The sequence below is a fragment of the Halopenitus persicus genome (assembly GCF_900107205.1).
GTDB classification, from domain to species: domain Archaea; phylum Halobacteriota; class Halobacteria; order Halobacteriales; family Haloferacaceae; genus Halopenitus; species Halopenitus persicus.
Genome location: NZ_FNPC01000010.1, coordinates 1 through 22,118, shown reverse-complemented (window position 1 = coordinate 22,118; position 22,118 = coordinate 1). Strand labels below are relative to the sequence as shown.

The following is a 22,118-nucleotide window of genomic DNA, read 5'->3' as shown; positions in this document are numbered from 1 at the left end:
TTTTCTTATAAATACTGCGGGATGCCGGATCCACGAAACCAGGTAGAAAGCCTGATACGTCCCCGTTTGTACCGTTCCGGTATGTCGTCGGAGTTTCCGGAGTACGTCGACGTCGAGTACGATGACGGCGAGGGTGAGTCGCCCGATGATTACCCGTCGCTGCAGCACAAGATCGAGAAGGCGATCGAGGTGACGAAGCGGGGGCTCGAGCAGTACGAGAACCCGGCCGTGATGTGGACCGGCGGCAAGGACTCCACGCTGACGCTCTACTTCATCAACGAGGTCGCCGAGGAGTACGGCTACGAGAAGCCGACGGCGGTCTTCATCGACCACTTCCAGCACTTCGACGAGATCACCGACTTCGTCGAGCACTGGGCCGACGAGTGGGACATCGACGTCGTCTACGCGCGCAACGAGGACGTCGGCGAGTACGTCGACGCCAACGGCCTCGAGCCCGGCGACGACGTCCCGATCGCGGCGCTGAACGAGCAGAACCAGCACCACGTCCGCGACATCCTCGAGTACGAGGACGAGGAGTTCCCGTTCCTGCTCGACACCTACGTCGGCAACCACCTGCTGAAGACGGTCGCGCTCAACAACGCCCTCGAGGAACACGGCATCGACGGCGTCATCTCCGGCGTCCGCTGGGACGAGCAGGAAGCTCGCGCCGACGAGACGTTCTTCTCGCCGCGCCACGACCCCGACATCTACCCGCCCCACGACCGGATCCAACCCATCCTCCAGTTCGCCGAGCGCGACGTCTGGGACGCGTTCTGGTACTACGTCGTCCCCGACTCCGTGGCGGGCTTCCCCGAGGACGGCTACGTGCCCGAGTCCGCTGAGGATCTCCCGGACGGGATCGATCAGGACGACGTGCCGATCTCGCCGAAATACTTCGCCGGCTTCCGGTCGCTGGGCAGCGAGGTCTCCACCGAGAAGACGACCGGCGAGCCCGCCTGGCTGCAGGATCTGGAGAACACGACCGAGCGCGCGGGCCGCGCCCAGGACAAGGAGGACCTGATGGAGCGCCTGCGCGACCTCGGCTATATGTAGGCCTCTCGGGCCCGGGAAACGACGACGTTCACCGGGTTAGCCGAATTCGTCCGCCGGGTTAGTCGACTTCATCCCATACGTTCCCGATCCGGTCGTATATCCACGGCACAACCACGTTCGCGACCGTCGTGAGGAGGTCCGCCGGATATTCCCGGTTGCTGCCGGCGTCGTGAGTCGCCGATGGCGGCGCGTGGAAGTGATCCCGTGTGTATTCCTCGCTTCGGTGCCGATCCCACCGACAACACCACTCGGTTCCGTGGTGATCCTCGACGTAGCTCACGTGGAAATCCCCGTTAGTGTACGACTGGACTTCGACGTACGCCTCCGCGACGCGATCGGGTGGATAGTGGGTCGCCTCGAGCGTGATCACGATCGACTCCGGAGGCGTCGCCGGAAAGACCGAGATCTCGTCGATCCAGTCCTCGGACGCCAGTAGTGAGGCCAATTCACGGAGTACCGCCCGGTTCGGGTCTCGAGTATGCGTCCCGTTGGAATCCGTCTCGACCACCGTCAGACGGCCTCGTCGACGATCGAGTCGCTCCGTCGGACGCGGCGGAGATCGGAGATCTCCTCCCGGATCGCCTCCCAGTTTCGGCAGTCGAGCCAGACCTGCTCGGCATCACCGTGGTCGTCGTCGGCCGCGATCGATAGCGGATCGACCGCCGACGGCCGCTCGGCGTCATACCGATCGCGGTACGCCGCGTCCTCGGAGAGCAACTCGCGGAGCCGGCGATCGCGTTCTCCCTCGGGGAGCGAGGCCAACCGGTTGAGGCGACGCCACTCGAAGTACGATTCGTTTCGTTCGAACGTGTCGGGGTCACTCGTCACGCGTTCGAGGACGCCGATGTCCGCGAGCCGCGCGAGGTGGCGCCGGGCTGCGTTCGGCGAACAGTCGGCCCGCTCCGCGACCTCGCTGACGCCCGTCGGCTCGGTCAACCCGAGCGCGACGCGATGGACGCGTTCGTCGGTGGGCGCCTCCGAGAGCCGATCGGCCACGGAGTCGGAGAAATCCTCCGTTGGCGGTCCATACCGATCGGGATCCGAGTTCATACAAGAATATATGCGCGCCACCGTATATATATGCTCGGCGTCGATCCGATCGCGCCATCGCAGCGACTAAACCCGGGCCCGTTCTCGCAGTCGAGTATGTACGGCGTCGTGCTTGCGGCCGGCCGCGGGACTCGGATGCGACCACTGACCGACCGGCGTCCGAAGCCCTTGCTTCCGGTCGGCGATCGGTCGCTGCTTGCGGGCGTGTTGGACGCCTGTCTGCCGGTCGTCGACGAGTTCGTGATCGTGACCGGCTACCGCGGGGCGGCCATCGAGGACGCGATCGGCGACAGCTACGCGGGCGCGCCCGTCAACTACGTCGAGCAGGCCGACCCGGCGGGCACCGCGCACGCGGTCCTGCAGGCGAAGGGGATCGTCGACGACGACTTCCTCGTCGTCAACGGCGACGTGGTGATCGAGGAGTCGCTTCCCCGATCGCTGGCCGAGGCGGACGGGACCGCGATCGCGGTCACCGAGGTCGAGGACCCACGGTCGTACGGCGTGGTCTCGTTGGCGGACGACGGTGGAACGACCGACGACGCGGCGACCCACGAGAGCACCGGAGCCGAGCACCCGACCCTCGAGACGATCGTCGAGAAGCCGGCCGACCCCCCGACGAACCTGGCGAACGTGGGCTGTTACGCCTTCGAGGCGGACGCCTTCGACGCGCTCGAGGCGACCGGCGAGAGCGAGCGCGGCGAGTTCGAGCTGACCGAGACGCTGGAGATCCTGCTCGACCGCGGGACCGGGATCTCGGTCGTCGAGTACGATGGGCGGTGGCTCGACGTCGGGCGCCCCTGGGAGCTGCTCGAGGCCACCGAGGCGGTTCTCGAGGACCTGTCGGGCCGCGTCGACGGCGAGGTCGCGGCCGACGCAACCCTCGATGGAGAAGTGCTGGTCGAGGCGGGCGCCCGGGTCCACTCGGGCGTGACGATCGAGGGGCCGGCGATCGTCCGGTCCGGCGCCGAGGTCGGACCGAACGCCTACGTCCGCGGATCGACCGTTATCGGTCCCGACGTCCGGGTCGGCCACGCGGTCGAGGTGAAGAATTCGGTGGTGATGGCCGGGTCCGCCGTCGGCCACCTCGCGTACGTCGGCGACTCCGTGATCGACCGCGAGGTGAACTTCGGGGCCGGGACGGTCGTCGCGAACCTGCGCCACGACGACGCGACGGTCCGGATGACCGTCAAGGGCGAGCGCGTCGACACCGGTCGGCGAAAGCTCGGCGTCGTGCTCGGCGAGGGCGTCAAGACCGGGATCGACACGAACCTGAACGCCGGCGTCGTGCTCGGCGTCGAGGAGACGACCGATCCCGGCGAGACGGTCACTCGGGATCGGCGGTAGATCTCCGGGAGACGGTCACTCGAAAGGGGTATTGGATTCCCGGCGCAAGCGGCGAGGGCGTCCGAGTGGTGAGGATTTATGCCGCGAGGTCGTCTCCCTCCGGTATGACCGACGACTCCGTGACCGCCGTGGTGTTGGCGGCCGGCGAGGGGCGGCGCCTGGAGCCGCTCACGAACCGGCGGCCCAAGCCGATGCTGCCAGTGGCCACCCGGCCGATCCTCGAGTACGTGATCGAGGCGATCCGCGAGGCCGGAATCGACCGGATCGTGCTGGTGGTGGGGTACCGCCAGGAACGCATCCGGAACCACTTCGGCGACGGCGACGACTGGGACGTGGACGTCGAGTACGTCGAACAGGCCAACCAGCTCGGAACCGGCCACGCCCTCCTGCAGGCCGAGCCCGCCGTCGGAGACCGGTTCGTCGTGTTGAACGGCGACCGGATCGTCGATGCCGACCTCGTTCGCCGCGTTCGCGAGGCGACCGTCGGCGGGGACACGCCGGTGATGGCCGTCACCGACGTCGACCATCCCCGCGAGTACGGCGTCGTCACCCTCGACGGCGCGGACCGCGTCACCGGAATCGCCGAGAAGCCCGAGGCACCCGTCAGCACGAGCCGGATCAACGCGGGCGTCTACGGCTTCACGGCGGCCGTCTTCGACGCGATCCGGGAGACCTCGCCCACGGGCGAGCTCGCGCTCACCGACACGCTCGACCGGATCGCCGACGAGGACCCGATCACGGCGATCGGCTACCGCGGGCAGTGGCTCGACGTCTCGTACCTCTGGGACCTGCTTCGGGTCAACGCCTCCCTCGTGGGAACTGACGGCGGCGCAAACGCCGGGATCGACGCCGATTCTTCCCCCGAGATCGCCGACGACGTGGTCGTTGGCGACGACGTCCGTCTCGGCGCGAACGCGGTGGTCGGCGGCGGGAGCGCCCTCGGCGAGAACGCAACGGTCGGCCCGAACGCGGTCGTCGAGGGCTCGGTCGTGTTCCCCGACGCGGTCATCGAGGCCGGGGCGGTGGTGCGTGACGCGGTCGTCGCCGGAAACGCTCGCGTGGGCGCCAACGCCACGATCGCCGGCGGCCGGGCGACCGTGGTCGTCGACGACGAGGTCCACCCGGACGTCCGTCTCGGCGGCGTCGTCGGCGACAACGCGACCGTCGGCGGCGGCGCGACGCTCGTGCCCGGCACGGTCCTCGGCGACGTCTCGCGGGTCGACCCCGGCGCCGTGGTGAGCGGCACGATCGAGCCCGACGCGGTCGTCCGGAGGGGATAACGATGTGCGGCATCATCGGCTACGTCGGCGACGAGGCGGCGGCCCCGATCGTGTACCAGGGGCTCGAGAACCTGGAGTACCGCGGCTACGACTCCGCGGGGATCGCGCTCGTGAACGGTGCCCGTGCGACCGGTGGCTCACGTGCGACCGGTGGCTCACGTACGACCGGTGACGTCGCCCCTGACGTCGCCGCTGACGGCGGCCTCACCGTCGCCAAGCGCTCCGGCGAGGTCTCGAATCTGACCGTCCCCGACGCGCCCGACGCGACCTGCGGGATCGGTCACACGCGCTGGAGCACGCACGGACCCCCCACGGACGCGAACGCCCACCCGCACGTCGACTGCGCGGAGTCGATCGCGGTCGTCCACAACGGGATCATCGAGAACCACGAGACGCTGAAGGCGGAGCTCGGCGACCACGAGTTCACGAGTCAGACCGACACCGAGGTCGTTCCCCACCTCCTCGAGACGGAGCTGTCGGAGACCGCCGGCGAGGACGCCCCGGACCTTCGAACCGCGGTCGAGCGCGTCGTCGACCGCCTCGAGGGGAGCTACGCGGTCTGTGCGATTCACGCCGACGAGAACCGGATCGTCGCCGCCCGGGACGGGAGTCCGCTCGTGGTCGGCCACGGCGAGGACGCCGCCTTCCTCGCCAGCGACGTGACCGCGTTCCTCGAACATACCCGCGAGGTGACCTACCTCGAGGACGGCGACGTGGTCGACCTCTCGGCCGACGGCGACGTCGAGGTGTTCGCGCCGTCGGACGACGCGGCGGAGTCCCTCCCCCGCCGGCCGGTCGATCGATCGGTCGAGACGGTCGAATGGGAGGCCGACGCCGCGGAGAAGGCCGGCTACGAACACTACATGCGCAAGGAGATCCACGAGCAGCCGACGGCGCTTCGGCAGACGCTGTCGGGACGCGTGGACGTCGACCGGGCCCGCGTCGATCTGGACGTCTCGCTCCCCGAGGCGTTCCTCGAACGGGTCGAGGAGGTGCAGATCGTCGCCTGCGGAACCTCTTATTACGCCGGGCGGTACGCCGCCCGACTGATCGAATCCTTCGCGGACGTGCGGACCACCGTCGAGATCGCCAGCGAGTACGAGTTCGGGGCCGGACGGGACCCCGACCGGACGCTGACGATCGCGGTCACTCAGAGCGGGGAGACGGCCGACACGCTGGGGGCGATCCGGCGGGCGGATTCCGCGGGCGCGCGGACGCTCGCGGTCACCAACACGCTCGGCAGCAGCGTCACGCGCGCGGTCGACGACGCGGTCTTCATCAGGGCCGGGCCGGAGATCGGCGTCGCCGCGACGAAGACGTTCGCCTCGCAGGTGACGACGCTGGCGCTGCTCGCCGTCGCGCTCGGCCGCGAGCGCGGGACGCTGTCGGCCGCCCGCGCGCGGTCGGTGCTGGAGGACCTCCGCGGCCTGCCGGGGGCCGTCCAGCAGGCGCTCGACGCCGAGGCCGACGTGGTGACGGCGGCCGAGCGGTACTGCGACGAGGACGCCTTCTTCTTCCTCGGCCGCGATCTGGGCGTGCCCGTCGCGCTCGAGGGCGCGTTGAAGCTCAAGGAGATCGCCTACGACCACGCCGAGGGGTTCCCTGCCGGCGAGCTGAAACACGGCCCGCTGGCGCTCGTCACCGACCGGACGCCGGTCCTCGCCGTCCTGACCGAGGGCGGCGCACCGGCCGAGACGATGACCAACGTGACCGAGGCACAGACGCGCGGCGCGGACGCCATCGGCTGCGTCTCTGCCGACCGGGAGTTCGGAACGCTCGACGTCGCCTTCGAGGTGCCGGACGTGGGCCTGTTGGAGCCGCTCGTGGCGAACGTCTACTTCCAGCTGTTCGCCTACCACGTCGCCAACGAGAAGGGTCGGGCGATCGACAAGCCGCGGAACCTCGCGAAGAGCGTGACGGTCGAGTAGCTGCTTCTCGAAACGAATAAGCGCCGGTGAGGATTTCGAGTGCCTGAAACGCGGCTACGAAGACCACGCCGACTACCAAGAAAATTAGTCACACATTGAATCAGAATGTGTCGAACGAGTCGATCACGTCGCTCGTCGAGTACGTCTCAACCAGATCCTGTTCGTCGAAGTCCGAGTCGTCACTCCAGATGGCCGCATCGCAGGCAATCGCACACGCCAGATAGAGCACATCATCCGGATCAGTGTCACCGATTGATTCGTCCGCACTCTCGATAGCTGGATGGAACTCGCTGGCGGAGGTAACCTCAATGTATTGGAACAGAAGATCGATGAACTGTGCCACTCTGGCCGGTTCCATCCCTGACTTCTCGACGATCAGACCCTCGTAGTTCCCGATTTCGTCGTGGACGAACGCCGGTGTCAAAAGGGTGGGTTCGAGCGTGACGATGAGCTCTCGAGTTTTTGAATCAGCGATGAGTGCAGAGATGACGATGTTAGCGTCGAGAACCAACTTCATCCGTCGATTTACGCCGATTCCGTATCAACGCGCGTCCGTCCACTCTCGTTGATTTTGTTGGCGATATCCTGTACGTCACTCTCGGTGAGGTTACTCTCACTGGTGAGTTCGTCCATCACTTCGAGCGCCTCGATCTTCTCTTGGATGGCCTGTCGCGTGACTTCACTCCAGTTGATTTCGGGGTGCTTTTCCATACGCTCTTTCAGGTCGTCATCCACGTTGACCGTGATAGTCGGCATACAGAAAACTATGTAAACACAGGATACTGTGTCTTTCGGTGTCTCTCATACTCAGTGATTTTGGCCGCCTCACGCCTCAAAGATCGAATCGGTCGATAGTCGACCCGGAGCCTGCAGCGCCCATCCGGCTTTCGAACGATCAATACCGATAGGTAGCGTCGGGTTCCTTATAAACCAACTTTGGCTGTCCGGTTTGATAACCGAAACGAACGCGTGAATCTCCCGGTTCCGCCTGACGGTCACTCCATATAGCCGAGCTGCGTGAGCCGTTCCTCGACGCCGTCGGTGACGTCGTCCCCGTCGCCCCGGTCCCACGCGATCGGCTCGCGGGTCTCCGGCTCGGGATCGCCGGCCACGATCGGCAGGGGATCGCCGTCCATATCCGAGGGCACCGCACAGCCGGCGGCGGTCAGCAGCGTCGGCGCCATATCGAGGATGCTGATGCGGTCGATCTCCCCGGCAGCCTCGAAGTCGGGGCCGGACGCGAGGAAGATCCCGTTGCGTGTGTTCTCCGCCCGCCAGCGGTCCGGCCCGGAGCGGACGGTGCCGCCGCCGATGCCGTCGTTAACGTGGACGCCGTCCCGCTGGTCGACGACGACGTCCGGGGCGCTCGCGGTTCCCAGGAAGGGGCCGTCGTAGACGTCCTCGGCGCGGTGCACGCCGTCGAAGATGGGGCCGTATTCGTCGGTGACCGTTCGGAGATCGGCGATCAAGTCCTCGCGAACCGATTCGCGGTCGAACGCCGGGTTCAGATAGATCGGTCCCTGCCCGCTGGCGAGCGCACGCGTCTCCGCGAGGTCGACCGCGTCGAGCTTCCGGTCGCGCTTGAGCCCGGCGCTCTGCGGCACGAGCTTCTGGATCCGTTCGGGAACGACGGACGCGAGCAGGTCGACCGCGCCCAGCCGCTTGGCGACCGCGAGGACGTGCTCGCGGTCGAGTCCGATACGCTGGAACGCGCCGTCGACGGTGCGTTCGCGAGCCTGGTAGCCGTTCTCGGCGAGCCACTCGTTGATGTAGAACTCGGTGGTGGTCGGCCCGCAGCCGTGGTCGGACATCAACACGAGGTTCGTGTCGTCCAGCTCCGCGATCCGGCCGACCCACTCGTCGATGATGTCGTACGCGCGCCGGGTCGGCTCGTCGTTCCAGAAGAAGTGCTGGAGCACGTTGAGGTAAAACAGCGTGACGTGGACGAACTCCAGATCCTCCTCCTCGAGCAGCGTCAGCGCGACCTCGAACCGCAGCTCGAGCAGCTCGAGGATCGCCTCGACCTCGGCGCCCCGCTCCTCGTTCGAGGAGAGGAGGGGATCGGGGTGCACCCGGTAGTCGAACCGCTCCTCGAGCTCCTCCGCGAGCCCCGCGGGGGTGGCGTAGCCGCCGTCGATCGACCGGTATTCCCCCTCGACGGCGTCGGGACCGCCGGCGACGACGGGGCCGTCGATGTCGCGGGGGGGATACATCGTCGGCATGTTGACGACGCCGGCGCGCTTGCCCGCGTCGTTGAGGTAGTCCCACAGCTCCGGCGTCTCGAAGTCGCCGCCGTTCGTGACGTCGATCGTGCCCGCCTCGAGGTTCACCCGCTCGAACCAGAAGACGCCGAACTTGCCGGGGTTCTTCCCCGAGGAGTAACACTTCCAGTTCGGGAAGGTAACCGGCGGGAGACAGCTCTCCGTCTCGGCGTAGGCGCTTGCCGCGCGGAGCGCGGCGAGGTTGGGCAGCTCCCCGTTTTCGATCCACGGGTCGAGGAGATCCCAGCTGGCGCCGTCGAGCCCGACCACGACCGTCCTGCTCATACCTGCGCTCACTCGATCGACTCCCAAGTCGCTTTCGTCGTCGGTGCGGGGGCGTGACGTCCGGTGGTATCACGTGGAGTCCGCGAACCGACCGAATCGACCGGATCGACCGGGGAGCGATATCCCTAAGTGCGGCCCGGCGATTCCCTCCACCAGTGCGAACGGTAGCCGTCCTCCCCGCGTACGACGAGGCCGAGACCATCGGCCCGGTCATCGAGGGGACACGCGAGCACGTCGACGAGGTCGTCGTCGTCGACGACGGCTCCAGCGACGGCACCCCCGACGTCGCGACCGACCACGGCGCCACCGTCATCGAGCACGTCTTCAACACGGGCGTCGGCGGCGCGGTCAGGACGGGCTACCGATACGCGATCCGGAACGACTACGATCTCGTCGTCCAGATCGACGCGGACGGCCAACACGATCCCGCCCAGATCCCGCGGCTGCTCGAGGCGGCCGCGGACGCCGATATGGTCATCGCCAGCCGATACCTCAACGAGAGCTTCGAGGAGTACGGGTTCGTGCGCAAGCTGGGGATCAGCTTCTTCACCACGGTCGTCAACGCGCTCGGCGGCGTCGACATCACCGACGTGACGAGCGGCTTCCGGGTGTACCGTGTCGACGCGCTGGCCGATATCCTCCACCGATCGGACAGGCATTGGGCGGTCGAACAGACGCTGGAGGCTGCGCGGAGCGGCCAGCGGATCACGGAGGTCTCCGTGGCGATGCCCACCCGCGAGACGGGCGACTCGCAGTTCACGTTCGAGACGTTCCTGTTGTATCCCCTCCGGATGACCGACGTCGTGCTGCGCGTGCTCCTGTTCAGATAGCGAGACTCACCATCATACCCAGTACCGATACCTATGGCCGATTATACCATCGTCAACGTCGTCGCGCTGCTCGTCGGGCTCCTCTTCGTCGGGACCGGCGTCCACCTGGTTCGGACCGGCCGGGAGTCGGTCGCGGCGTTCCTGCTCACCACGGCGGTCGGGTTCGGCCTCGTCTTCGTCGCCCTCTTTCCCGGCGCGTTCGATCTGGTCGCGCGGGTGCTCGGGCTCGAGCTGCGCGCGCGGGCGATCCTCGTCATCTCGAACCTGACGCTGTTCGTGCTGGTGACGTACCTGCTGAACCGCATCGGGCGGCTGTCCGACCGCGTCTCCAGGCTGAACGAGCGGCTCAGCCTGCTCGACCGCGAGCTCGAAGACCGCACGTTCGAGGACCGCGAGTTTGAGGATCGAACCGATGAGTGATCGGGCGGTCCTCTCGGTCGATTTCGAGCTGTTCGAGCACACGCCGGCGTATCGGGGCGCCGACGGCGACGGAACCAGCGAGGCGGAGACGTCGGGCGTGGGCCTCGACGGCGCGCGCTTCCTCCGCGAGGCGCTGGGGGAGCGGGACGCGACCGCGACCGCCTTCGTCGTCTCGGAGGTCGCCGCGGAGCATCCCGACGCGGTCAGTGCGTTCGCCGCGGCGGGACACGAGATCGGGTCACATACCCACTCGCATCGACTCCTCACCGACCTCGATCCCGACGAGCGCCGGCGTGAGCTGCGGGAGTCCCGGAAGCTCCTGATCGACGTCACCGGCGCGCGCGTCGACGGGTTCCGCGCGCCGGCGTTCGACGTCGGGCCGGACCACTTCTCGATGGTGGCCGAGACCGGCTACGCCTACGACGCCAGCGTCGTCCCGTGTCGGCGGATTCCGGGCTGGTACGGCGGCGAGCACGACCGCCAGCGCCCCGGCCCGGCGACCGCGTTCGATCCCGAAGCGCCGTCGGACCTTGCCGTGGCCCCGACCGCCGTGATGCCCGGACTCCGACTCCCGCTGACCGGGACGTGGCTCCGGCTGTTCGGCCCGCGATACACGACCCTCGGGATGCGGCTGCTCGCCCGCCGCGGGATCACGCCCGTGTTGTACGTCCACCCGTGGGAGTTCGTCGACCTCCCCGAACTCGAGGGCGTCCCCCGGCGCGTGTACGTCCGGACCGGCGACTGGATGCGTCGGGCCGTCGAGCGGATCCTCGCGACGTCGTTCACCTTCACGAGCGTTCGACGGGTGCTCGCGGACGCCGGGCTCGTTGATTCGCCGGAGGGAGTCTAGCGTGCCCCGCCGCACGCCGCGGGACGTGGCGGTGGCGGCGCTGCAGTACGGGCTCGGCCTCGCGGCGCTCGCGTGGGTGCTGACGCAGGTGCCGGTCGGGGAGACGGTCGCGACGCTCGGGCGGCTGGACGCGCGCACGGTCGCGGCGCTGCTGGCGCTGTCGGTCGCGGGGCTTCTCGGGCGGTTTTACTCCTGGCACGTGCTGTTGGCGCGGGCGGGGATCCGGTCGGTCCGCGCCGCCGCCAGCGTCGACCTGACGGTCTACTTCCTGAACCAACTGCTGCCCTCGCGGCTCTCGGGGCGGGTGGCCGCGCCGTTCGTGATCCGGAGCCGAACCGGGTTGAACTACGCCGACGCGACGTCGGTCTCCGGGGTCCACACCGGAGCCTACGCGGTGCTGTACGGGATCGTGGCTGCGGCCGGCCTGCTGGCGGGGTATTCGCGGCTGCCGACCGGGATCGTCCTCCTGCTGGCGATCTCGACCGGACTCTACCTCGCGGCCGGCGGCGCGGTCCTGCTCGCCGGGACGAACCTGACGCTGCTCGACCGCCTCGTGTCGATGCTGGAGGGCATCGCCACCCGGATCCCCCGCGTCGGGCCGGCGATCGCGGCGCGGGTGGACGGCGTGCGTGGCTTCGCGGCCGAGTCGAGCGCGTCCTTCCGGGATCTGGCGGCCGACCCGAGCGTGTGGGCGCGCTACGCCGCGGGCTGGATCCTCTTCACCGTCGTGGCGCCCGGCGGGCGCGTGCTCGTCGCGCTGGCCGCGCTCGGAGCCGGCTTCGAGCCGGCCGCCCTGTTGCCCCTCTACCTGGTCGCCGCCTACAGCGTGACGCTACTGCCCCTGACGCCCGGCGGGATCGGCGTCACCGAGGCGACCACGACCGTGGTTCTCGTCGCGTTCGGCGTGCCCGAGACGGTCGCCGTCCCGGTCGTGCTCCTCGACCGCGCGCTCGGCGTCTACCTGCCCGCGCTGGCCGGATGGTACCCCGCGGTCGGGTTGGGACCGACGCCGGCGCCGGGCGAGGAGTGATGTGGATGGGGCGGCGCGTCGCAAGCGGATGCCGGTTCCGCACTGGCCACGCCAACCGGACACGACGTGGTGTACGGTCTGGCGCCTCAGTACACCGATTCGTTCCGCGAGGAGGTACACCGATCTGCGATCTCCTGTACTGGCAACTCGTCAATATCGACGTCGGTCGGCGCACGGTGGCCATCTCGGTCCGTTTCGTCGGTTGAAGTTCTCTGTTGCATTGCTGGTTCGACCAGCACGGTCTCCGGTGTTCCTCCCACCGGGACTCTTCCGAGAGTCACTCCCGCGCTACTGATACAGTGGAGCAGTATATAAAGCCACAAATCGTTTGACTGCGGTAGCTTTAGTAATACAGGGACTTATAGGTACTACTAGCGATGGCAAGTAGTACAAATGAACCGAGAGTAGTACGCGTGTCTCGGAAGGGGCAGGCCACGATCCCGAAGGGGCTGCGAGAGAAGTTCGGGATCGAGACGCCGGGCGAGGTGTTCGTCTACGAGGAGCAGGGCCGTATCATCATCGAGCCGGTTCCGTCGCCGGATGAGCTACATGGAATCCACGCCGGCGAGCACGAACGCGGTGAAGTGTTGGAGCGGGTTCGTGAGATGAAGGACGAAGAAAAACGCAAGGAAGCGGAGCGAGTTGAACGACTACGCCCGTCCGAGGACGTATGAGCGGCGGGTACGTCTTCGATACTGAAGCCATCATCGCCTTCCTGTACAACGAACCCGGCCACGAAGCCGTCGCTGAGTTTCTCGACGAGGTCTTCACCGGCGACGCTGACGGATTCCTTACCGAGACGAATGCGAGTGAAGCGTTCTATCTCGTTGCTCGGTTCGAAGGCGTCGATGACGTTCCGACGGACGCCTCGCTGCGGGAAGCTGACCGAGACATTCGTGCTCTTGAACGGCAGGGATTGGAGCTTGAAGCGGCTGACTGGCGACTGGCAGCGGAAGTAAAAGCCGATGGGAGCATCTCACTTGCCGATGCATACGCCGTTGCGCTCGCCCACGAACGTGACGCGACGCTCGTCGCCGGGGCTGACGATGATTTTGACGAGCTTCCTATCGAAGTTGCCCTGCAACGGTTCCGAGACCACGGTGTGTGAATCGCCTCGGGGTCAAGCCCCGAGACGTCACTCTTCCGGGAGAATAACCGGCGTGCCGCGGTTGGCCGATAAAAGAACGATCACGGACGCACCGCGGCTGAAACGAGAGCACGACCGCACCGCGGCTAGAACGGCGGGTCCCGGTCGGCCGGACACGACCCGGTCCGCTCGAGGACGATGGTGTACTGGTTGGCCGCGAGCTCCTGCTCGTCGGCGTACTGGTCCGTCTGCGGGACGACGCCGTAGCGGAGCAGGTCCCGTGCTGAGCCAGGTTCGGCCCGGTCGGGGACGTAGTTCGGCGGCCGGGGGCCGAACTCCGCGACGATCTCGTAGTTGTACTCCTCCTCGAGCAGCGACCGGATATATCGGTGCTGGCGCGCGCCGTTCCGGTAGTAGGTGTCGTCGACGAGGTACAGCAGGTCGCGGTAGCCCAGCTGGATGTAGTCCGGACACGGGTCGGTTCCGATCCCCTCGGGTTGGGCGACCGGACTGGCCGACAGCTCGTAGGGGATCGCGGTGTCCTGGAAGTCCACGCGGTAGGTTTCGACGGTCGCGTCCGGCTCCGCGTTCTCCAGGAGCCAGTCCTCGGCTTGGTCGCGGGGCATATCGGCGTAGCCGCCGACGCCGACGACCGCGTAGCCGCCCGCGGTCACGAGCAGGACCGCCATCAGGGGCCGGGCGATCGCCGGACGGCTCGCCTCGAGGGCGGTCAGCCGGTCGGCAAGCAGCAGCGCGACGAGCGGGAACGTCGGCAGCAGGTGGTGCACCCGGAAGTCGTGCCACTGCGAGAACAGCAGGAGGTACGTTCCCAGCAGCGCCAGGACGAGGAGCGCGCCGTCGCGGCCGTTTTCCCGGCCCCGGAGCCCAGGTATGATCGCGAGAACGCTCGCGAGGACGCCGCCGATCCCCGCCACCAGCAGCGGGATCGAGAGCGCGCTGAGGTAGCCGCGGAGGAACCACCACCAGATCGGTGCGTCCGGACCGGTGGTGTGGGTGGCGCGGGCGACCGGGTCGACGAAGACGCGCTCGAGGACGAGGTCGGGCGCCCCCACGAGCGCCGTCGGGAAGCCGAGGACGATACACAGCAAGCCGGCGAGGGCGCTGGCGACGATCGTCCGCAGCGTTCCGGGCTCGGCGAGGGAAGCGAGGGCGGCGTGCCAGGGGCGGTCGGCCCGGCGCGCGCGCAGCGGGAACGCGAGCCCGATGAGGGGCACCACCGGCACCGCGGTGAGCTTGAACGCGATCGCGACGCCCCCGGCGGCGCCCGCGACCAGAACCAGCGTCTCGTCGCCGATCTGGACGTACCGCAGCGCCAGATAGAGCGCGAGCAGGACGAAGAACAGCGCCGGCATGTCCTCCCCGCCCTCGTGGGCGATCGTGAGGAAGCCGAACGTGAGCGTGAGCAGCAGCGCCGCGAGGTCGCCGGTCCGGCGGTCGAACGCGGCGGCGCCGATCCGGTAGGTCAGGTAGACGCAGCCGACCGAAAGCGCCACGTTCGCGAGCCTGACGAGGACGATCGACCACGTCCAGATCCACGCCGGCACCGACTGCCAGGCGGCGTAGAAGCCGAACTCGTAGCTCGGGACCCCGAGCGCGGCGACCGCCTCCAGATCGCCGAGGACCGCCGCCGCGAGGACCACCGGCAGGAGCGCGAGCCCGAAGAGGTAGAACGTCGCGCCGAAGGGCACTCGACTCCAGGTCACGCCCTCCCGAAGCGCTGCCAGGCTCGGCTCCTCGAGCACGCGCCCGTAGGCGACGAGGACGTCGAGGATCCGGCTCTTCTCGTCGCGCGTGGCGAAGTTTGGCGCCCGATGCCAGATCCAGAACCCGCAGAGGACGACCGCCAGCAGGAGCACGTACGGGAGGTACGGATCCTCCCGGAGGTCCGCGAGCACCCGCCGGCGTGCCTGCCCCGGGAGGTCGCGAAGGCGAGACCGCGTCATACCCGTGGGGTGAGCGTGACGGCTGAAAGGTCTGTTCCGTTGGAGTGGCGAGTGGATCGGGATGGTGGGTGGAACGGAACAGAGGGTGGGACGTGATGGAGGGAACGCTATACGCGGATCACGACCGTGACTGCCGTCGATGACACAAGACCTATTTAGGGCGACCTAAAAGAAGGCGTGATGACGTCGTTGGAAACCCTTCCGGAGGTTTGCTGTCCCGAGTGCGATCGATCCCTCGAAGCGGGGGATCACAAAGGCCGGAGCGCGTTGGTCTGTCAGCGGTGCTCGCGTCTGGGCGTCGTGCTGTTCGAGGCGGCCTAAGCCTCGATCGGGCATCCGTCTGTCACCGATCACGATGATCGATAGGGCTCACAGACCAGCTCGACGCCCTCCTCGAAGCCGACCTCGGGCTCCCAGCCGGTGGCCTCGCGGAACTTCGAGGCGTCCGCCATCGTGTCGTGGACGTAATCGTCGAAGGGGCACTCGATGTAGACGGGATCGACGTCGGTGCCGAGCGCGTCGTTGATCATCGTGACCATCTCGTTGAAGCTGTAGGCCTCCTCGGTACCGACGTTATAGACGCCCGTGAGTTCGTGATCAGCCGCGAGCTCGCAGGCGCGGGCGACGTCGCGAACGTGCGTGAAATCTCGCGTCTGGGTGCCGTCCCCGAACAGCTCCGGAGCTTCTCCGTTGGCGATCGTGTCTGCGAACTGCGCGACGGTGTTGGCGTACTCGCCTTTATGTTCCTCGTTGCCGCCGAATCCCTGATAGACGGAGAAGAAGCGGAGGCCGGCCATATTCATCCCGTGGTGGTTCGCGTAATACTCCGCGTAGCGTTCCCGGGCGAGCTTGGAGGCCTCGTAGGCGGTCTCCGCCTCGACGGCCATACTCTCGGGCGAGGGTTCGGTCCGGCTGCCGTAGATGGACGAGGTGGAGGCGTAGACGACCGTCTCACAGCCCTGCTCGCGGGCGCGCTCGACGGCGTTGACGAACCCCTCGACGTTGACTCGGCAGCCACGCTGAGGATTCTCCTCGTGCATGTTTCTTGAGGAGAGCGCGGCGAGATGGAAGAGGACGTCGACGTCGGCGGGGTAGTCGTCCTCGAGGACGGACGCCTCGACGAATTCGACGTCGCCATCGAGGTTCTCGGGCGTGCCGAGATAGATGTCGTCGACGGCGATCACGTCGTTGTCCGCGGCGAGGCGGTTCGCGAGGTTCGAGCCGATGAAGCCCGCGCCGCCCGTGACGAGGACGCGTTGGTTATGCATAAGTGGGGTTCTTCAGGCGGCAAGGATTACGATGTCGGTTTCGTATCTTCAGTGTTGCGTACTCATCGTCGCAAATACCGTCAGCGACTGAAACAGCAACTCCCCGTCGTTGTAATTGCCAGCGTTGACGAGAATAACTGGATTCTACTTGGGGCGGGGTCTCAGAACGGGCCGAACTCTTCGACGACGAACTCTCGGAGTGCTCTCGAGGAAGCCTCCCACGTATATCGGTCTGCAGCCAGTCGGCGGCCCGCGTCCCCGACCCGTCGCCGTCGGCCCGGGTCCTCGGCGAGGGCGGTAATTCTCTCGGGGAAGTTGTCGATGTCGGCGACCAGCAGTTCTTCGCCGGCAGTTCCGTCAAGTCCGCGGGCGCCGAATCGAGTGGAGACGACGGGAAGGCTTCGCGCGAAGTAGTCGATAAGTTTGATGTTCGTTCCCCCGCCGGACAGCATCGGGTTGAGCGCAATGTCGGCGGCGTCGAAGTGTGCCTCGAATTCGGCCTCGACGTAGCCGGTGGTGGTGAGGTTGTCGGGCAACGAGGGCCTGTCGAGCGCGTTCCCCACCGAACCCAGCACGAGGAACTGTGCGTCGAAGTCGGCATCCGCGAGTTCGTGTGCCATATCGACGACCGCCTCCGCGGCCTCCACGTTCGGTCGGTAGTTGCTGCCCATAAATAGAGAGACAATAGCGTCGGAAGCGATCCCGTATCGTTGTCGGATGCACTCCGCCACGTCGCTATCTGGACGGTGGGAACGAAGACTGTCCTCGTAGGTACCGTTGGGAGCGACCAGAATCGGCCCGCTCGGATCGTATCGCTCCCGGTAGACCTCGGCGTCGTGTTCGCTCGTGCAAACGATCGCGTCGGTTTCCTCGACCGATCGGCGTTCGAGGCGGTCGACCTCCCGTTCGACCCGTTCGGTAAGTACCGGCTGCTCGATGTCGCCGAATCGTTCGGTTTCTACGTTGTGGCTAGAGAAAATTATTGGCGTGCTGGCGGGAACGTGATCGAGCACGTACGGCATCTGCCACGGTTCCCGAGCTAGTACGACATCCGCGTCCTCGAACATCGCATCGATTCCGTCATTCGCGATGCGAAGTGATCGATGGGCGAGCAGATTCGGGTATCCGAGCAGCATCGGGGCTTTCATCGCCTCGTGGAGAGGGTTGAGGTGACGGTGCTCGTCGTAGCCGTCAGCGATCCGGACGTGGCGTCGTAGGTCTAATGATTTGTACATCGCCGGCGATCCACCCTGACAGTAGCGCTGGACGGTATGCCCGTCTCCGGGGAACTCCTTGACGAGCCCGTGAGTTCGGTGGTCGCCGCCCATCCTCGGAGGGTAGGTGACGTAGGGGGCGACTTGGCAGAGATGCATAGATCCGATACCGGCAGGTCGATCCATAGGGGTGTTGGTTCAGCAGAACTGTTTCCGCTCCCGAAAGGGATAATGTAGGGGTATTCGTACGGATACTGAACTGTGAGAATTTGCCACGTCTCCCCGCGATACGCTCCACACACGGGTGGTGTCGAGACTCAGGTTCAGGAACTGAGCGAGCGACTAGCCGCTCGTGGACACGAGGTGACCGTCGAAACGGCTGGCAGGACTCCCGATCTTCCGAAACGTGAACGGCGAAACGGAGTTACCGTTCACCGTCACTACGGACTCTCACCCAACGAGGCGTTTCACTTCGCGCCTCAGCTTGCGAACCCCCGACTCTGGAGCGAATACGACGTTCTCCACGTTCACAACGTCCACACACTCAGTTTCTCCTGTGCAGTTTTGAGTAGTCGAACCCCCACGGTAGCGACGACGTACTACCACGGTCACAGTGCGAGTGGGTTCCGCGACCGGCTCCTGGACGCGTATCGTCCGATCCTCCGGCGTGCACTGAAGAGCGTCCACGAGGTCGTTTCGGTCAGCGAGTGGGAGCGACGACAGGTGCAGTCGGATCTCGGTGTCGACAGTTCGGTGATCCCGCTTGGGGTCGAGGTCAGTCGGTTCGAGGGGGCCGACCCAGTGGTGCGTGATCGTCCCTATCTCCTCTGTGTCGCGCGTCTGGAGGACTACAAGGGCGTTCAGCACGTCATCTCGGCGCTTCCGGAGCTTCCCGAGTACGATCTCTTGGTCGCTGGCGACGGGCCGTACCGAGACACGCTCGAGGAGCTCGCCGTGGAAGTAGGGGTTAACGACCGGGTGGAGTTCTTGGGCAACGTCGATCACGAGCGCTTACCCGCGTACTACGCGGGCGCGGACGTACACCTCTCGCTCTCCTCGTTCGAGTCGTTCGGGCTCACGGTTGCGGAGTCACTGGCGTCCGGGACGCCGTGTGTGTTGAGATCTGAGACTGCGTTGAGAGACTGGTGCCGCGGGGACGATGTCGAATGTGTCGCGAAAGTGGACCCTGACACCGTCGCGACAGCGGTTCGGAACGGTGGTGAACTCGCCGCGCCAACAGGACCAGTCGAGTCGTGGGACGACGTGACTGACTCGTACGAGGAGATTTACGAATCGACGTTCTGAGTCCCGAGTGCATCCTCGATGGCGGAGATGAACCCGTCGACCATCCTGTCGTAGTCGTACTCCGAGATCACGTCCGCGGCAGCGTCGCCCATCTCTGTCCGCAGCTCCTCGTCGGTGAGGAGTCGTTCGAGCCGATCACCGAGAACGTGGGGGTTCCGCTCCGGGACGATGTACCCGTTTTCGCCGTCCTTCACGACGCCTGCCGCGGCGATCCCGACCTGACTGGAGGTCACGACGGGCGTTCCGGACGCCATCGCTTCCGTCACGACCAGCCCCCACGGTTCGCGGAATATCTCCGTTTGGACGGACGGGAGCACGAACACGTCGGCCAGCCCGTAGTACGGCGGGAGGTCTTCGTTCTCCACGTATCCCGGGAAGAGAACGGTATCCAGATCGTCGGCTCGTTTCTCCAACTCCTTCCTTCGGTCGCCGTCCCCGACCAAGAGGAGGTACGGCGTCGGTTCGACCTCGTCGACGATCTCCCGAAACGCGTCGATTAGGTATTCGAGTCCTTTCTCCTTCACGTGGCGTCCGACGTACAGCGCTACCGGGACGTCTTCGGGGACATCGAGCTGATCGCGTAACTCTTCGGCGTCCTCTGCGCACGGTTTCCGGAAGTACTCGATGTCGGTCGTGTTCCACGCGAGGTGGATCTTCCCCCGATCGATTCCGAGATCCGTCACGTAGTCCCGGATGTGTGGTCCGTAGACGGCGATGGAGTCCGCCCCCTGGTAGATACGCCGGATGAGTGGGAACGTCACCGTCCTGAGTGTCGTCTTCGGGACGGTCCACTCGCCGGTCCAGAGAACGAACGGCGTTCCGGTCGCTTTCGCGTAGAGGTAGGAGGCGTGGGCTGCGAACTGTTCGACGGGGCCGGAGACGACGACGTCGGGAGCGTACTGCCAGAGCCGGTAGAGAACTGTCGGCGCAAACTCGTAGTGCTCGCGAGGGGCCCAGTGCGGGAGGACCTCGTACTCGAAGTCGCCGTACGCTCGCCACCCCTGTTTGTGGTCGGTGAAGAACACCTTCGAGTCGAGTGTGAGTCGTTCTTCGAAGCGTTCGAAGAACCCCGTTCGGTAGTGGGGGCACTGGTGGGTGACGAACGCGAGCGTATCAGACATACAAGACAGAGCGAAACGCATTCACTTAATGTCCGGGTTATGTGTGGTTGCCTATGACACTGCGTAGTTAAGACGATGTGGGTGTTGTCAGCCTCTATACGGCCGGCCAGTTCGGGTGTCGGAAGAGGTTCTCTGGGGGTTCGTCGTTCGGAGAACTCGTAAATGACATATATTTGAAATGGTATATTTATTAGATTAATATTCGATTGAACTAGTCGGCGAGTGAATTTCCGGAAGGAGACTACGAGATCTCCCGAAAGAGGCAATCGACCCGCCGCCGGTAATTGTGCTGCTCCCTTACTTTCCGAGAGAAATCATTGAACTCCGACCGGATACTCTGGTCTGATCTTTGCCGGAACTCCTGCATCGTATCTCTCAATTCATCTCCAGACGAAACCTGATATGGATACTCAAACCCGAGTACGTTCGAGAGGTTGTCGTGTTTTTTCAGGATCAGTGGAGTTCCAGATGCCAACGTCTCAAAAACACGGTTGTTCACCATTCCCCACGACTTTTGCCCTTCCTTATGCATCCCCAACGTGACTTTTTTCGTATTATACCAACAGTTTAATTCTTCAGGAAATCTGAAATGGGAAACTGATTCGAAATTCGGAGAATCACGGTACGGCCCAAGCATCATCTCCTCTTTCTTCGATATTTTGTGGCCTAATGTTCCTGCATAGCCGATTCCACTACGGTCAAATCCTAACGGTTCAAATGCATAAGTTCCAAGGGGGAAACGAATTGTTTCGAATCCCGCTTGTTGAGCCTCCTTCTCTGTTGTCTCGGATGGGCAGAGGATGATGTCCGGTCGGACAGAGACTCTGTCGAGATAATCATCAAGGAACCGTTCCGGTGAATCGTCGAGATTCCCGAAAGACCACCACCAGAAAAGGTTCAAATCACCTTGAACCGGTTCATACGCTGGTGCCATAGCTCCCGTAGAAATCACAATATCCTCCAATTCAGGGTCCCCCTGGCTTCGAAAGTAATTCTGTATTGCACGGCCGAACTGTCTGATTATCATTAAGTCTCCCAGTCCGCCACCATGAATAGTAATAGAAGTGTCTGCTGCGTTGTACTGCCAATAGTTTTCTCCGGGGACTTGGTTACCTCTACTGGGAAGTAATGAGTTCAGTATACGCTGAACGAAGCGATTAGGAAAGGACATAGGAGATACCTACGGAGGGGCGTGGTAAGTATTTCACGTACCATAAGATCCCAAGAGAGGTGGTCGGACTGAGATATTTCACCCTGATGAATCGGCCGGAATATCAAACACCTTCCGCCGTTAACTACTTTATGACTGATTTAGTTACAGATATAAAACCCTCGTTAGGGGATATTCTATTCCCAAGTGTGCGTGAGCCGGTTCTACAGTAGTTTGGTCATCATCAGTCGGTAAGCGCACCAAAGTGGACCGAACGGGTCGTACACTACTATTGTCGCGTGGGGAACTACTTGGTAAGTAAGCCAAACTGGACCGCTACTTAACTGAACAGCATCTTCGGTGGTCAATTACCATCTAAAAGTTTCGTAAAGGACTCCGGCGGTGTTTAGTTAAGCGTGAAAAGCGAGGCGGGTGAATTTCTTGCTGGTCTATGGCAGAAATTGCCCGCCTCACCGGTCATAGAGAGTGGATTGATTTGGATTTTGTGGAGCGAGAGCGGACACCCGAGTCCGCGATGGCGTTGGGTATTCAATCGCACGTTGCGGGACTCTCGCTGTCGAATACCGTCGATTTACTCGATTCACTGGGTGTCCAACGCAGTCGAAAAGCCGTCCACGATTGGGTTCAAAAAGCCGATCTACAGCCAGAATCCGGTAA

21 protein-coding genes and 1 pseudogene are annotated in these 22,118 nt (G+C 64.9%); 12 read left to right on the top strand and 10 right to left on the bottom strand.

Features of this window, described 5'->3' with window-relative positions:
• Positions 1 to 81 precede the first annotated feature (81 nt).
• Positions 82 to 1,053, top strand: a complete 972-nt coding sequence (locus tag BLV25_RS13830) for a phosphoadenosine phosphosulfate reductase family protein (protein WP_021074046.1) — start codon at positions 82 to 84, stop codon at positions 1,051 to 1,053.
• A gap of 58 nt (positions 1,054 to 1,111) precedes the next feature.
• Here BLV25_RS13830 and BLV25_RS13825 read toward each other — a convergent pair whose 3' ends face one another.
• Both BLV25_RS13825 and BLV25_RS13820 read right to left on the bottom strand, forming a co-directional pair.
• Entirely contained in the window at positions 1,112 to 1,561 is a 450-nt protein-coding gene (locus BLV25_RS13825; RefSeq protein WP_021074047.1) for a hypothetical protein, read from the bottom strand.
• A 2-nt stretch (positions 1,562 to 1,563) separates the two neighbouring features.
• The gene (locus BLV25_RS13820) at positions 1,564 to 2,103 is read right to left on the bottom strand and encodes a DUF7342 family protein (RefSeq protein WP_092734373.1); all 540 of its coding nucleotides are present in this window, start codon (positions 2,101 to 2,103) and stop codon (positions 1,564 to 1,566) included.
• A gap of 96 nt (positions 2,104 to 2,199) precedes the next feature.
• Here BLV25_RS13820 and glmU point away from each other — a divergent pair, with 96 nt between their 5' ends.
• The 3 genes from glmU (at position 2,200) to glmS (ending at position 6,655) form a co-directional block, all read left to right on the top strand.
• Positions 2,200 to 3,447, top strand: coding sequence for a bifunctional sugar-1-phosphate nucleotidylyltransferase/acetyltransferase (glmU, locus tag BLV25_RS13815; protein WP_092734526.1), 1,248 nt, complete (start codon positions 2,200 to 2,202; stop codon positions 3,445 to 3,447).
• Between the two features lie 104 nt (positions 3,448 to 3,551).
• Positions 3,552 to 4,727 carry a sugar phosphate nucleotidyltransferase gene (locus BLV25_RS13810; protein WP_092734370.1) on the top strand — a complete coding sequence of 392 codons (1,176 nt, stop codon included), beginning with the start codon at positions 3,552 to 3,554 and terminating at the stop codon, positions 4,725 to 4,727.
• A 2-nt stretch (positions 4,728 to 4,729) separates the two neighbouring features.
• On the top strand, positions 4,730 to 6,655 hold the full coding sequence (gene glmS / locus BLV25_RS13805) for a glutamine--fructose-6-phosphate transaminase (isomerizing) (RefSeq protein WP_092734367.1): 1,926 nt from the start codon (positions 4,730 to 4,732) through the stop codon (positions 6,653 to 6,655).
• Between the two features lie 100 nt (positions 6,656 to 6,755).
• On the opposite strand, the gene BLV25_RS13800 is transcribed toward glmS, so the two are convergent.
• The 3 genes from BLV25_RS13800 to BLV25_RS13790 all read right to left on the bottom strand — a co-directional run bounded on the left by BLV25_RS13800 (position 6,756) and on the right by BLV25_RS13790 (position 9,201).
• Positions 6,756 to 7,172 (bottom strand): PIN domain-containing protein, encoded by a 417-nt coding sequence (locus BLV25_RS13800; RefSeq protein ID WP_092734364.1) that lies wholly within the window; start codon positions 7,170 to 7,172, stop codon positions 6,756 to 6,758.
• 8 nt (positions 7,173 to 7,180) lie between these two features.
• On the bottom strand, positions 7,181 to 7,411 hold the full coding sequence (locus BLV25_RS13795; RefSeq protein WP_021074053.1) for a hypothetical protein: 231 nt from the start codon (positions 7,409 to 7,411) through the stop codon (positions 7,181 to 7,183).
• A gap of 239 nt (positions 7,412 to 7,650) precedes the next feature.
• Entirely contained in the window at positions 7,651 to 9,201 is a 1,551-nt protein-coding gene (locus tag BLV25_RS13790) for an alkaline phosphatase family protein (protein ID WP_092734361.1), read from the bottom strand.
• A 155-nt stretch (positions 9,202 to 9,356) separates the two neighbouring features.
• On the opposite strand from BLV25_RS13790, the gene BLV25_RS13785 reads away from it, so the two are divergent.
• The 6 genes from BLV25_RS13785 (at position 9,357) to BLV25_RS13760 (ending at position 13,439) form a co-directional block, all read left to right on the top strand.
• Entirely contained in the window at positions 9,357 to 10,031 is a 675-nt protein-coding gene (locus BLV25_RS13785; protein WP_092734358.1) for a glycosyltransferase family 2 protein, read from the top strand.
• Positions 10,032 to 10,064: 33 nt separating this feature from the next.
• Complete coding sequence (locus tag BLV25_RS13780; protein WP_021074056.1) at positions 10,065 to 10,451, top strand: DUF2304 domain-containing protein; 387 nt, start codon at positions 10,065 to 10,067, stop codon at positions 10,449 to 10,451.
• Entirely contained in the window at positions 10,444 to 11,301 is an 858-nt protein-coding gene (locus tag BLV25_RS13775; protein ID WP_092734355.1) for a polysaccharide deacetylase family protein, read from the top strand. The genes BLV25_RS13780 and BLV25_RS13775 overlap by 8 nt, the downstream gene beginning before the upstream one ends.
• Before the next feature lies 1 nt (position 11,302).
• Positions 11,303 to 12,331: a lysylphosphatidylglycerol synthase transmembrane domain-containing protein gene (locus BLV25_RS13770; protein WP_021074058.1), complete on the top strand. Its 1,029-nt coding sequence runs from the start codon at positions 11,303 to 11,305 to the stop codon at positions 12,329 to 12,331.
• Between the two features lie 377 nt (positions 12,332 to 12,708).
• Positions 12,709 to 13,005: an AbrB/MazE/SpoVT family DNA-binding domain-containing protein gene (locus BLV25_RS13765; RefSeq protein WP_092734352.1), complete on the top strand. Its 297-nt coding sequence runs from the start codon at positions 12,709 to 12,711 to the stop codon at positions 13,003 to 13,005.
• Positions 13,002 to 13,439 (top strand): PIN domain-containing protein, encoded by a 438-nt coding sequence (locus BLV25_RS13760; protein ID WP_092734349.1) that lies wholly within the window; start codon positions 13,002 to 13,004, stop codon positions 13,437 to 13,439. Before BLV25_RS13765 ends, BLV25_RS13760 begins: the two co-directional genes overlap by 4 nt.
• 125 nt (positions 13,440 to 13,564) lie before the next feature.
• Here the strand turns inward: BLV25_RS13760 and BLV25_RS13755 are convergent, their stop codons facing one another.
• The 3 genes from BLV25_RS13755 to BLV25_RS13745 all read right to left on the bottom strand — a co-directional run bounded on the left by BLV25_RS13755 (position 13,565) and on the right by BLV25_RS13745 (position 18,023).
• Positions 13,565 to 15,382, bottom strand: a complete 1,818-nt coding sequence (locus BLV25_RS13755; RefSeq protein ID WP_092734346.1) for a glycosyltransferase family 39 protein — start codon at positions 15,380 to 15,382, stop codon at positions 13,565 to 13,567.
• A 350-nt stretch (positions 15,383 to 15,732) separates the two neighbouring features.
• On the bottom strand, positions 15,733 to 16,650 hold the full coding sequence (locus BLV25_RS13750; RefSeq protein WP_092734343.1) for an NAD-dependent epimerase/dehydratase family protein: 918 nt from the start codon (positions 16,648 to 16,650) through the stop codon (positions 15,733 to 15,735).
• Positions 16,651 to 16,811: 161 nt separating this feature from the next.
• Positions 16,812 to 18,023: a glycosyltransferase family 4 protein gene (locus BLV25_RS13745; protein WP_092734340.1), complete on the bottom strand. Its 1,212-nt coding sequence runs from the start codon at positions 18,021 to 18,023 to the stop codon at positions 16,812 to 16,814.
• Between the two features lie 102 nt (positions 18,024 to 18,125).
• Here BLV25_RS13745 and BLV25_RS13740 point away from each other — a divergent pair, with 102 nt between their 5' ends.
• Positions 18,126 to 19,169 (top strand): glycosyltransferase family 4 protein, encoded by a 1,044-nt coding sequence (locus BLV25_RS13740; protein ID WP_092734337.1) that lies wholly within the window; start codon positions 18,126 to 18,128, stop codon positions 19,167 to 19,169.
• Here BLV25_RS13740 and BLV25_RS13735 read toward each other — a convergent pair.
• Positions 19,151 to 20,290, bottom strand: coding sequence for a glycosyltransferase family 4 protein (locus BLV25_RS13735; protein ID WP_092734334.1), 1,140 nt, complete (start codon positions 20,288 to 20,290; stop codon positions 19,151 to 19,153). The two genes, BLV25_RS13740 and BLV25_RS13735, sit on opposite strands and share 19 nt — an antisense overlap.
• Positions 20,291 to 20,531: 241 nt before the next feature.
• Positions 20,532 to 21,317 carry a glycosyltransferase family protein gene (locus BLV25_RS16945; protein WP_143114463.1) on the bottom strand — a complete coding sequence of 262 codons (786 nt, stop codon included), beginning with the start codon at positions 21,315 to 21,317 and terminating at the stop codon, positions 20,532 to 20,534.
• Between the two features lie 574 nt (positions 21,318 to 21,891).
• Here BLV25_RS16945 and BLV25_RS13725 point away from each other — a divergent pair.
• Positions 21,892 to 22,118 (top strand): annotated as a pseudogene (locus BLV25_RS13725) (IS6 family transposase); the annotation flags it as partial.

Bases quoted from the DNA above. Each gene is read 5' to 3' on its own strand.
- BLV25_RS13830 (WP_021074046.1), top strand. From the start codon at position 82: ATGTCGTCGGAGTTTCCGGAGTACGTCGACGTCGAGTACGATGACGGC.
- BLV25_RS13820 (WP_092734373.1), bottom strand. From the start codon at position 2,103: ATGAACTCGGATCCCGATCGGTATGGACCGCCAACGGAGGATTTCTCC.
- glmU (WP_092734526.1), top strand. From the start codon at position 2,200: ATGTACGGCGTCGTGCTTGCGGCCGGCCGCGGGACTCGGATGCGACCA.
- BLV25_RS13810 (WP_092734370.1), top strand. From the start codon at position 3,552: ATGACCGACGACTCCGTGACCGCCGTGGTGTTGGCGGCCGGCGAGGGG.
- glmS (WP_092734367.1), top strand. From the start codon at position 4,730: ATGTGCGGCATCATCGGCTACGTCGGCGACGAGGCGGCGGCCCCGATC.
- BLV25_RS13800 (WP_092734364.1), bottom strand. From the start codon at position 7,172: ATGAAGTTGGTTCTCGACGCTAACATCGTCATCTCTGCACTCATCGCT.
- BLV25_RS13795 (WP_021074053.1), bottom strand. From the start codon at position 7,411: ATGCCGACTATCACGGTCAACGTGGATGACGACCTGAAAGAGCGTATG.
- BLV25_RS13790 (WP_092734361.1), bottom strand. From the start codon at position 9,201: ATGAGCAGGACGGTCGTGGTCGGGCTCGACGGCGCCAGCTGGGATCTC.
- BLV25_RS13780 (WP_021074056.1), top strand. From the start codon at position 10,065: ATGGCCGATTATACCATCGTCAACGTCGTCGCGCTGCTCGTCGGGCTC.
- BLV25_RS13775 (WP_092734355.1), top strand. From the start codon at position 10,444: ATGAGTGATCGGGCGGTCCTCTCGGTCGATTTCGAGCTGTTCGAGCAC.
- BLV25_RS13765 (WP_092734352.1), top strand. From the start codon at position 12,709: ATGGCAAGTAGTACAAATGAACCGAGAGTAGTACGCGTGTCTCGGAAG.
- BLV25_RS13760 (WP_092734349.1), top strand. From the start codon at position 13,002: ATGAGCGGCGGGTACGTCTTCGATACTGAAGCCATCATCGCCTTCCTG.
- BLV25_RS13755 (WP_092734346.1), bottom strand. From the start codon at position 15,382: ATGACGCGGTCTCGCCTTCGCGACCTCCCGGGGCAGGCACGCCGGCGG.
- BLV25_RS13750 (WP_092734343.1), bottom strand. From the start codon at position 16,650: ATGCATAACCAACGCGTCCTCGTCACGGGCGGCGCGGGCTTCATCGGC.
- BLV25_RS13745 (WP_092734340.1), bottom strand. From the start codon at position 18,023: ATGCATCTCTGCCAAGTCGCCCCCTACGTCACCTACCCTCCGAGGATG.
- BLV25_RS13735 (WP_092734334.1), bottom strand. From the start codon at position 20,290: ATGTCTGATACGCTCGCGTTCGTCACCCACCAGTGCCCCCACTACCGA.
- BLV25_RS16945 (WP_143114463.1), bottom strand. From the start codon at position 21,317: ATGATAATCAGACAGTTCGGCCGTGCAATACAGAATTACTTTCGAAGC.